This is a genomic window from Cellulomonas sp. P4_B5_2 (genome assembly GCF_056402235.1).
This window is the reverse complement of record NZ_JBFUHU010000228.1, coordinates 1-8,411: the sequence shown is the minus strand read 5'-3', so window position 1 is coordinate 8,411 and position 8,411 is coordinate 1. Positions and strand designations below refer to the sequence as shown.

9 protein-coding genes are annotated in these 8,411 nt (G+C 73.9%); 8 read left to right on the top strand and 1 reads right to left on the bottom strand.

Going from position 1 to position 8,411, the window contains the following annotated elements; translation table 11 throughout:
* Positions 1-895: DUF3866 family protein (locus AC1DUQ_RS15755; RefSeq protein WP_477074103.1), on the bottom strand; the 895-nt coding region annotated here is incomplete at its 3' end.
* A gap of 34 nt (positions 896-929) precedes the next feature.
* Between AC1DUQ_RS15755 and AC1DUQ_RS15750 the strand changes: the two genes are divergently transcribed.
* The 8 genes from AC1DUQ_RS15750 to AC1DUQ_RS15715 all read left to right on the top strand — a co-directional run bounded on the left by AC1DUQ_RS15750 (position 930) and on the right by AC1DUQ_RS15715 (position 8,225).
* Positions 930-1,943 carry a helix-turn-helix transcriptional regulator gene (locus tag AC1DUQ_RS15750; protein ID WP_477062019.1) on the top strand — a complete coding sequence of 338 codons (1,014 nt, stop codon included), beginning with the start codon at positions 930-932 and terminating at the stop codon, positions 1,941-1,943.
* Complete coding sequence (locus AC1DUQ_RS15745) at positions 1,936-2,283, top strand: hypothetical protein (RefSeq protein WP_477074102.1); 348 nt, start codon at positions 1,936-1,938, stop codon at positions 2,281-2,283. Before AC1DUQ_RS15750 ends, AC1DUQ_RS15745 begins: the two co-directional genes overlap by 8 nt.
* A 13-nt stretch (positions 2,284-2,296) precedes the next feature.
* Positions 2,297-2,851 carry a helix-turn-helix transcriptional regulator gene (locus tag AC1DUQ_RS15740; RefSeq protein WP_477074101.1) on the top strand — a complete coding sequence of 185 codons (555 nt, stop codon included), beginning with the start codon at positions 2,297-2,299 and terminating at the stop codon, positions 2,849-2,851.
* Between the two features lies 1 nt (position 2,852).
* Entirely contained in the window at positions 2,853-3,176 is a 324-nt protein-coding gene (locus tag AC1DUQ_RS15735; RefSeq protein ID WP_477062021.1) for a hypothetical protein, read from the top strand.
* A gap of 72 nt (positions 3,177-3,248) precedes the next feature.
* Positions 3,249-3,572, top strand: a complete 324-nt coding sequence (tatA, locus tag AC1DUQ_RS15730) for a Sec-independent protein translocase subunit TatA (RefSeq protein WP_477062022.1) — start codon at positions 3,249-3,251, stop codon at positions 3,570-3,572.
* A gap of 43 nt (positions 3,573-3,615) precedes the next feature.
* A complete protein-coding gene (gene tatC / locus AC1DUQ_RS15725; protein WP_477062290.1) occupies positions 3,616-4,398 on the top strand; it encodes a twin-arginine translocase subunit TatC in 783 nt (260 codons plus the stop codon).
* A complete protein-coding gene (locus tag AC1DUQ_RS15720) occupies positions 4,395-5,309 on the top strand; it encodes a diacylglycerol/lipid kinase family protein (protein ID WP_477062023.1) in 915 nt (304 codons plus the stop codon). The genes tatC and AC1DUQ_RS15720 overlap by 4 nt, the downstream gene beginning before the upstream one ends.
* A gap of 48 nt (positions 5,310-5,357) precedes the next feature.
* Entirely contained in the window at positions 5,358-8,225 is a 2,868-nt protein-coding gene (locus AC1DUQ_RS15715; RefSeq protein WP_477062024.1) for a DEAD/DEAH box helicase, read from the top strand.
* Positions 8,226-8,411 lie beyond the last annotated feature (186 nt).

Below are 8,411 nucleotides of genomic sequence, written 5' to 3'. Positions count from 1 at the left end.
GCGGCACGACGACGTCCGCCGACGCGAGCGACACCCGGCCGTAGGCGGTCAGCGAGTGGTGCGACACGCCCAGGTGCCGCTCGCGCTGGTCCGCGCCCGACACGCGCAGCGACGCGACCGGTCGCCCGCGCAGCACGGCGGCCGCGTTCACCGCCTCGCCGGCGGCCACCCCGGAGAACCCCCAGCGCGTGCCGGTCCCCAGGTTGCCCGGCCCCTGCGCCACGACGACGACGTCGGCGCCGACGACGTGCCGCGCCGCGAGCAGCCCGGTGTGCACCGTGACCGCTTCCAGGTCGCCCCCGAACGACTGCCCGGTGGTCACGCACGCCTCGATCCAGCCTGCGGACCGCAGCCCGGCCACCGTCCGCGAGAACCACGCGGGCAGGGCACCGCCGTCGGTCATGACGTACGCGACCCGCGGGGCAGGGCGCCCGGCCACGTCCGCGGCGAACCGTGCGCCGGCGACGATGGCGGGCAGGGCGGAGTGCAGGTCGGCGACGACGACCGGGAGGCCGTCGAGGTCGTCGGCGTCACGCAGCACGTCGTGGTGCGGCGACTCCTGGTCGTCCACTCCGAGCACCATGGCCTGCAACGGCGTGTAGCGGGCCTTGACCAGGTGGCCCGGTCCCTCGGGAGGGTCGGTGGGCGTGCGGTCGGGCAGGGCGATCACGAGGGCGTACCCGCCGGTGCCCAGCCCGCGGGCCAGCGCCGAGACGTTGAGCAGCACGCGGTCGCCGATCTCCGGGCTCCCCACCAGCGAGGGGAAGGCCAGCGCGCGGACCGTGTCACCGGCCGTCGCGGTGCCCACCGGGGCCTCCAGCTCGACCGTCACCTCGGCGGCGCCGGGCCACGTGGCCCCGAGCGACACCACGACACCCGCACGCCACGTGATCACCCGCCCACGCTACCGGCCACTACGGTGGTGCCCGATGGCCGCTCAGATCGCCCCCGCCGAGCGCCTGCTCAACCTCGTCATCGCCCTGGTCAACACCGCGGGCCGGATGACGAAGGAGCAGGTGCGCACCAGCGTCGCCGGATATCAGGAGGCCCCGTCGGACGACGCCTTCGAGCGGATGTTCGAGCGGGACAAGGACACCCTGCGCGACCTCGGGATCCCGATCCTCACGGTCACCGACGCCGGCCACGGCGACGACATCGGCTACCGCGTGGACCTGGACGCCTATGCGCTGCCGCCCCTGGACCTCACGGCCGCCGAGCTGGGCGTGCTCGCGATGGCCGCACAGGTGTGGCAGGACCAGGCGGTCCGCGCGGACACCACACGCGCGCTGACCAAGCTGCGCGCCGTCGGGGAGGCGCCGGAGTCCAGCGACCTCGTCGCCGGGCTCGCCCCGCGCGTCCGGGCGGGTGGCGGCGCGTTCGGGCCGCTGGTGGACGCCGTGCAGGCCCGCCAGGCGGTCCGGTTCACCTACCGCGCCGCGACGACCGGCGAGGTCCGCGAGCGCTCCGTCGAGCCGTGGAAGCTGCTCGCGCGGCGCGGCGGGTGGGTGCTCGTGGGCCGTGACCGGGACCGCGGAGCCAGCCGGTCGTTCCGGCTGAGCCGGATCGAGGGGACGGTGCGGACGGTCGGCGAGCCCGGCGCGTTCCAGCCGCCGAGCGCCGAGGAGCTCGCGCACGCCCTGGAGACGTGGGGGAGCGGTCCCGAGCGGATCGCGACCCTGGCGATCCTGCCCGAGCGCGCGAGTGCCCCCCGGGCCCGCGCGGTCCCCGCTCCGGCGGACGGCCCGGACTGGTCTGCGGACCCCGCACTCGCGCACCGTGATCTCGTGCACGTCCCGTTCCGCGCGGAGTGGGAGCTGGCCGAGGAGCTGGTCGGGTACGGCGACGCCGTCGTCGTGCTCGCCCCAGCCGGGCTGCGTAGCTCGGTCCTGCACCTGCTGCGCACGGCGGCCACGCTCGACCAGGGGGTGTCCTCCGATGGCTGAGCGCGCCAGCGACCGGCTCCTGCGGATGCTCGGCATGATCACGTACCTGGACCGCCACGAGGGCGTCCCGGTCGACGCGATCGCCGAGCAGTTCGGCGTGACCGCCCGGCAGGTGATGGACGACATCGACACCCTGTGGGTCACCGGCACGCCCGGCTACTACCCGCACGACCTGATCGACTTCGACGCCGCGTCCTACGAGCAGGGCGTCGTGCGGCTCACGGAGTCGCGCGGGATGACCCGTCCGCTGCGGCTGGGTGCCCGGGAGGCGGTCGCGCTGGTCGCGGCGCTGCGCGCTCTGGACGCCGCCCTCGGCTCGGCGCACGGCGGCGACGGGTGACGCGGCCGCCGCCGTGGACGTGCAGCTCTCGGTCGATGCCGCCCCCGACGTCGCAGCAGCGGTCGCGACCGCGCTGCGCCACGGCCGTCGGCTCCACCTGCGGTACGTGAACGCGTCCGACGTCAGCACGGAACGCGACGTCGACCCGATCCGGCTGGTCACCGACGACGAGCGCTCCTACCTGCTGGGGTGGTGCCTGCTCGTCGACGGCGAGCGCCTGTTCCGCATCGATCGCGTGCTGGCCGCCGAGGTGCTCGACACCGACGCGGAGGACCACCAGGTCCGGCCCGGTGCCGAGGTCTTCTCGCCGGGAACGGACGGGGAGCTGGTCACCCTCCACCTGACGAGCCAGGCCCGGTGGGTCGCGGAGACGACCCCCGTGGAGGCCGTGCGCAACCTGGACGACGGGTCGTTCGAGGTGGACCTGCGCGTGGTCCAGCACGCCTGGCTGCGCCACCTCGTGCTCCAGGTGGCGGACGACGTGCTCGAGGTGCGACCGGCGCGCATCGCGCAGGAGGTCGCCGCGTCCGCGCGCGCCGCCCTGCGCGCGTACGGGGAGGTGGGCTGACGTGCTGTGGTTCACGGTCTGGACCGTGCTCGTCCTGGCGACGCTCGGCGGCGCGTTCCTGCTCGGCCGCCGGCTGTGGCGGTCGGCGGTCGCGCTCGGACGCGAGCTGTCCCGCGCGGCCGACGTCGCCGCCCAGCTGGCCGACCGTGTGGACGAGCTGCAGGCTGCCGCGGAGACGCGGGAGACAGGTCCGACGCTGTTCGCCGACCGGGACGTCCTGCGCGCCCGGCTCGCCGAGGTGCGTGCCGGCGCGGCGGACCGGCGGGTGGAGCGCGAGCAACGACGTGCGGCGACGCGACTGCGGTGGCGCGCGTACTGGACGTGAGCCGTCTGCGCCCGATCCCCAGGTGGCACGGGTAGGATCACCCGGTCATCGACATCCGACGGAGGACTCGACGTGTTCCGAAACATCAGCGCCTGGCACGTGCTCGTCGTGCTGCTCGTGGTCGTCTTGCTGTTCGGCGCGAAGCGGCTGCCCGACCTGGCCAAGAGCGTGGGCCAGTCGATGAAGATCTTCAAGAACGAGGTCAAGGACCTGCGGGACGACGACGCCCCGGTCACCACGACGACGACCACGACCGCGACGCCTCCCGTGGCACCGAGCGGCGTGACGCCCGTCGGCGCACCGCCGGCGGTCCCCCCAACGGTCGAGCCCCACTACGTGACCCCGGTCCGGCCCGCCGCGGAGCCCACCGAGGGCAACACCCCGCCGAAGGCCTGAACCTCACATGAGCGCTCGCCGCGGGGCTGAACCCGGCGGCCGGATGCCGCTGCGTGCCCATCTGGTCGAGCTGCGCCGCCGCGTCTTCCTCGCTGCCCTCGGTGTGGTGGTCGGTGCGGTCATCGGCTGGTTCCTCTACGACCCCGTCTTCACCGCCCTCCAGCAGCCGATCGTGCGGGTCGCCGAGGAGCGCGACAGCCTCATCGCGCTCAACTTCTCGGGGATCGCCACGTCGTTCGACATGCGCGTCAAGGTGTCGTTCTTCCTGGGCGTGATCCTGTCCAGCCCGTGGTGGCTGTACCAGTTCTGGGCGTTCGTGACGCCCGGTCTGACGCGCAAGGAGCGGGGCTACGCGTTCGGGTTCGTCGGCGTGGCGGTGCCGCTGTTCCTCGCGGGAGCGTTCATGGCGTGGTGGGTGCTGCCCAACGCGGTGCGCCTGCTCACCGAGTTCACGCCGACCGGCGCCACCAACCTCATCGACGCGCAGACGTACCTCGGCTTCGTCATGCGGATCATGCTCGCGTTCGGGATCGCGTTCCTGCTGCCCGTCGTGATGGTCGCGCTGAACTTCGCGGGGATCGGCACCGCGGCCACGTGGCGCAAGAGCTGGCGGTGGGCGGTGCTCCTCTCGTTCGTGTTCGCCGCGATCGTCACCCCGACTCCCGACGCGATCACGATGCTCGCCGTCGCCATCCCGATGAGCGGCCTGTACTTCGTGGCGCTCGGTGTGTGCGTGCTGCACGACCGCCGCGTCGACCGGCAGCGCGTGGCCGCGGGGCTCCCGCGCCTCGACGGGACGATCGCCGACGAGCCGGGCACCGCGTGATCCACCTCGGCCTCGTCGTCAACCCGACCGCCGGCAGGGGCCGGGGCACGCTGGCGGGCCGTCGGGCGCACGAGATCCTGCGGTCGCGCGGGCACAAGGTCGAGGACCTGTCCGCCTCGACGCTGGCCCAGGCGACGGACCGGGCTCGCGCGGCGGCGGTGCAGGGCCTGGACGCGCTCGTCGTGGTCGGCGGTGACGGGATGGTGCACCTCGGCGTGAACGTCGTGGCGGGCACGGGGCTCCCGCTCGGCATCGTGGCGGCCGGGACGGGCAACGACGTCGCCCGGTCCCTCGCGCTGCCGCGCGGAGACGTCGAGGCCTCGGTGGAGGCGATCGAGCACGGGCTGCTGGACGGCCCGCGCCGGGTCGACGCGGTGCGCGTCGGGTCTCCCGACCACGCGGCGCACGAGTGGTACCTCGGCGTGCTCTCCTGCGGTTTCGACGCGGCGATCAACGCGCGGGCCAACGAGATGACCTGGCCCAAGGGGTCGGCGCGCTACGTGCGGGCGCTGGGGGCCGAGCTCGGCCGGTTCCGGCCCTACGGGTACCGCGTGACGCTCGACGGCTCCGTGTGGGAGTCCGCCGGAACTCTCGTCGCCGTCGCCAACACGTCGTGGTTCGGTGGTGGGTTCAAGATCGCCCCCGACGCCGAGGTCGACGACGGGCTGCTCGACGTCGTGGTCGCCGGCCCGTTCACCCGGACCGGGGTGCTGAAGATCTTCCCGGGCATCCCGCAGGGCAAGCACGTCACCCACCCCTCGGTGGACGTCTACCGGAGCAGGTCCGTGCTCATCGAGCCCCTGACGGATCTGGGGCCGACGCCGCCGGTCGCCTTCGCGGACGGCGAGCGCATCGGTCCGCTGCCCCTGCGGGTGACGGTCGACCCCGGGGCGTTGTCCGTCCTCTGCTGAGTGCGCGCCGCACGGTCGGCGCACCGACGGTGTGCCTAGGGTGTGCACGTGGTGCCCCGATCCCGTAGGTCCGCCCCGTCGTCCTCGTCGTCGGACCAGAGCACGTCCCCGGCCGAACCATCGCCCGCCGAGCGCTACGCGGCGGCCAAGCGACGCGCCGAGGTGGACCGCAGCGAGCTGGGCCAGTTCCGTGAGCTGCTCGGCTTCCCCCTCGACGACTTCCAGGTCGAGGCGTGCCAGGCGCTCGAACGGGGGAGCGGGGTGCTCGTCGCGGCCCCGACCGGTGCCGGCAAGACCGTGGTCGGCGAGTTCGCGGTGCACCTAGCGCTCGCGTCCGGGCGCAAGGCGTTCTACACGACCCCCATCAAGGCGCTCTCCAACCAGAAGTACGCGGACCTGGTCCGCCGCTACGGCGCCGACCGCGTCGGCCTGCTGACCGGGGACACCACGATCAACGGCGAGGCGCCGGTGGTCGTGATGACCACCGAGGTGCTGCGCAACATGCTCTACGCGGGGTCGAGCACCCTGCAGGGGCTCGGCTTCGTGGTGATGGACGAGGTGCACTACCTCGCGGACCGGTTCCGCGGCCCGGTGTGGGAGGAGGTGATCATCCACCTCACCGACGACGTGCAGCTGGTCTCGCTGTCCGCGACCGTGTCCAACGCGGAGGAGTTCGGGGACTGGCTGGCCACCGTGCGCGGGGACACCACGGTGGTGGTGAGCGAGCACCGACCGGTCCCGCTCGGCCAGCACGTGCTGGTACGCGGCGAGCTGCTCGACCTGTACGCCGGGCACGTGGACCCCACGGCGCCAGGTGTCGACCCGCCGATCAACCCCGACCTGACGCACCTGCTGCGCCGGAGCAACCGGGAGGAGCCCGGGCAGCCGCGCCGCGGACCGCGAGACCGCGGTGGCCGGCCCCGACCGGGCGGAGGACGACCCGGCGGCGGTCGCCCGACGCCGCGGTTCGCGGTGGTCGACGCTCTCGACCGGGACGGGCTCCTGCCGGCGATCGTGTTCATCTTCTCTCGCGCCGGGTGCCAGGGCGCCGTGCAGCAGTGCCTGGCCGCGGGCGTCCGGCTCACCAGCCCCGCCGAGGTGTCGGAGATCCGCCGCATCGTGGAGGAGCGCTGCGCCGCGGTCCCGCCGGAGGACCTCGACGTCCTCGGCTACTGGGAGTTCAGCGACGCCCTGCAGCGCGGGGTCGCCGCGCACCACGCCGGGATGCTCCCGCTGTTCAAGGAGACCGTCGAGGACCTCTTCTCGCGCGGCCTGGTCAAGGTCGTGTTCGCCACGGAGACGCTCGCGCTCGGGATCAACATGCCCGCGCGCTCGGTCGTGATGGAGAAGCTGGTCAAGTGGGACGGCTCCAGCCACGTCGACGTCACGCCGGGGGAGTACACGCAGCTGACCGGGCGGGCGGGCCGGCGCGGGATCGACACGGAGGGCCACGCGGTCGTCGTCGCGCACCCCGGGCTCGACCCCGTGCAGCTGGCGGGCCTGGCGTCCAAGCGGCTGTACCCGCTGCGCTCGAGCTTCCGGCCGACCTACAACATGGCCGTCAACCTGGTCGCCCAGGTGGGCCGGGACCGGGCGCGTGAGGTCCTCGAGACGTCCTTCGCGCAGTTCCAGGCCGACAGGGGCGTGGTGGGCCTCGCGCGGCAGGCACAGGGGCACGCAGAGGCCCTGGAGGGGTACGCCAAGGCGATGGAGTGCCACCTCGGCGACTTCGCGGAGTACGCCGCCCTGCGCCGCACGATCGCGGCCCGCGAGAAGGACCTGACCCGGGCGGAGGCCTCAGCGCGGCGCGCCGAGGTGGCACGCACGCTCGAGGGGCTGCGCGTCGGTGACGTCCTGGAGATTCCCGTCGGCCGGCGGTCCGGTCACGCCGTCGTCATCGACCCCGGCGGCGACGCCGGCTTCGACGGTCCGCGGCCCACGGTGCTGACGATCGACCGCCAGGTGCGCAAGCTCACGGTGGCCGACGTCGGCACCGGGGTGCGCACGGTCGGCTTCCTGCGCGTGCCCAAGGGCTTCACGGCGCGCGTCCCGGCGGCCCGTCGGGATCTCGCGGCCGCGCTGCGGTCGTCGGTGGGCACGAGCACCGGGCCCACCCGCAAGGACCGTCCCAAGGGCGGCCAGCGCGCTGCCGCGGACGACGCGGAGATCGCGGCGCTGCGGCGCAGGCTGCGGGCGCACCCGTGCCACGGCTGTCCTGATCGCGAGGAGCACGCGCGCTGGGCCGAGCGGTGGGCGCGGCTGGCGGGGGAGCACGACGCCCTCGTCGCGCGGATCGCAGGGCGCACCGGCTCGATCGCGGCGGTCTTCGACCGCATCTGCGACATCCTGCTGCGCCTCGGCTACCTGGAGAGGTCCACCGACGACTCCGGCCGCGGTGCCCTGGAGGTCACGGACGACGGACGGTGGCTGCGCCGAATCTACGCCGAGAACGACCTCCTGCTCGCCGAGTGCCTGCGGCGGGGCATCTTCGACGAGCTCGACGCCCCCGGCCTGGCTGCCGCGGTGTCGACGCTCGTGTACCGGTCGCGCCGCGACGACCAGGGCGAGCCGCGGATCCCCGGGGGTCCGAACAGCCGGCTCGGCGTGGCGCTCGACGCGTGCGTCCGAGCGTGGTCGGAGCTGGACGACCTGGAGACGGCGCACAAGGTGGAGACCATCCAGCCGCTCGACGCCGGGCTCGTCGAGGCCGTGCACCGCTGGGCTGCCGGCCGCAGCCTGGACGCGGTGCTCAAGGGCAGCGAGCTGTCCGCGGGCGACTTCGTGCGGTGGTGCAAGCAGGTCATCGACGTGCTCGACCAGGTGTCCCAGGCGGCGCCGCACCAGCGGCTGCGGGACACCGCACGCAAGGCGGTCGACGCCCTCCGGCACGGGGTGGTGGCGTACTCGTCGGTCTGACGTGACGCCCTTGTCGGACTCCGGGGACGGGTTCGCCCCGCTTTGCGGCCTCTGCCTGCGCTGACCTGCCCTATCGTGTGCCCCTGTGAGCTCGACCCTCTACCGACACGGCGTGGTGCACACCGCGGCCGACCCTTTCGCCGAGGCGATCCTGATCGACGACGGCACCGTCGCCTGGCTCGGTGC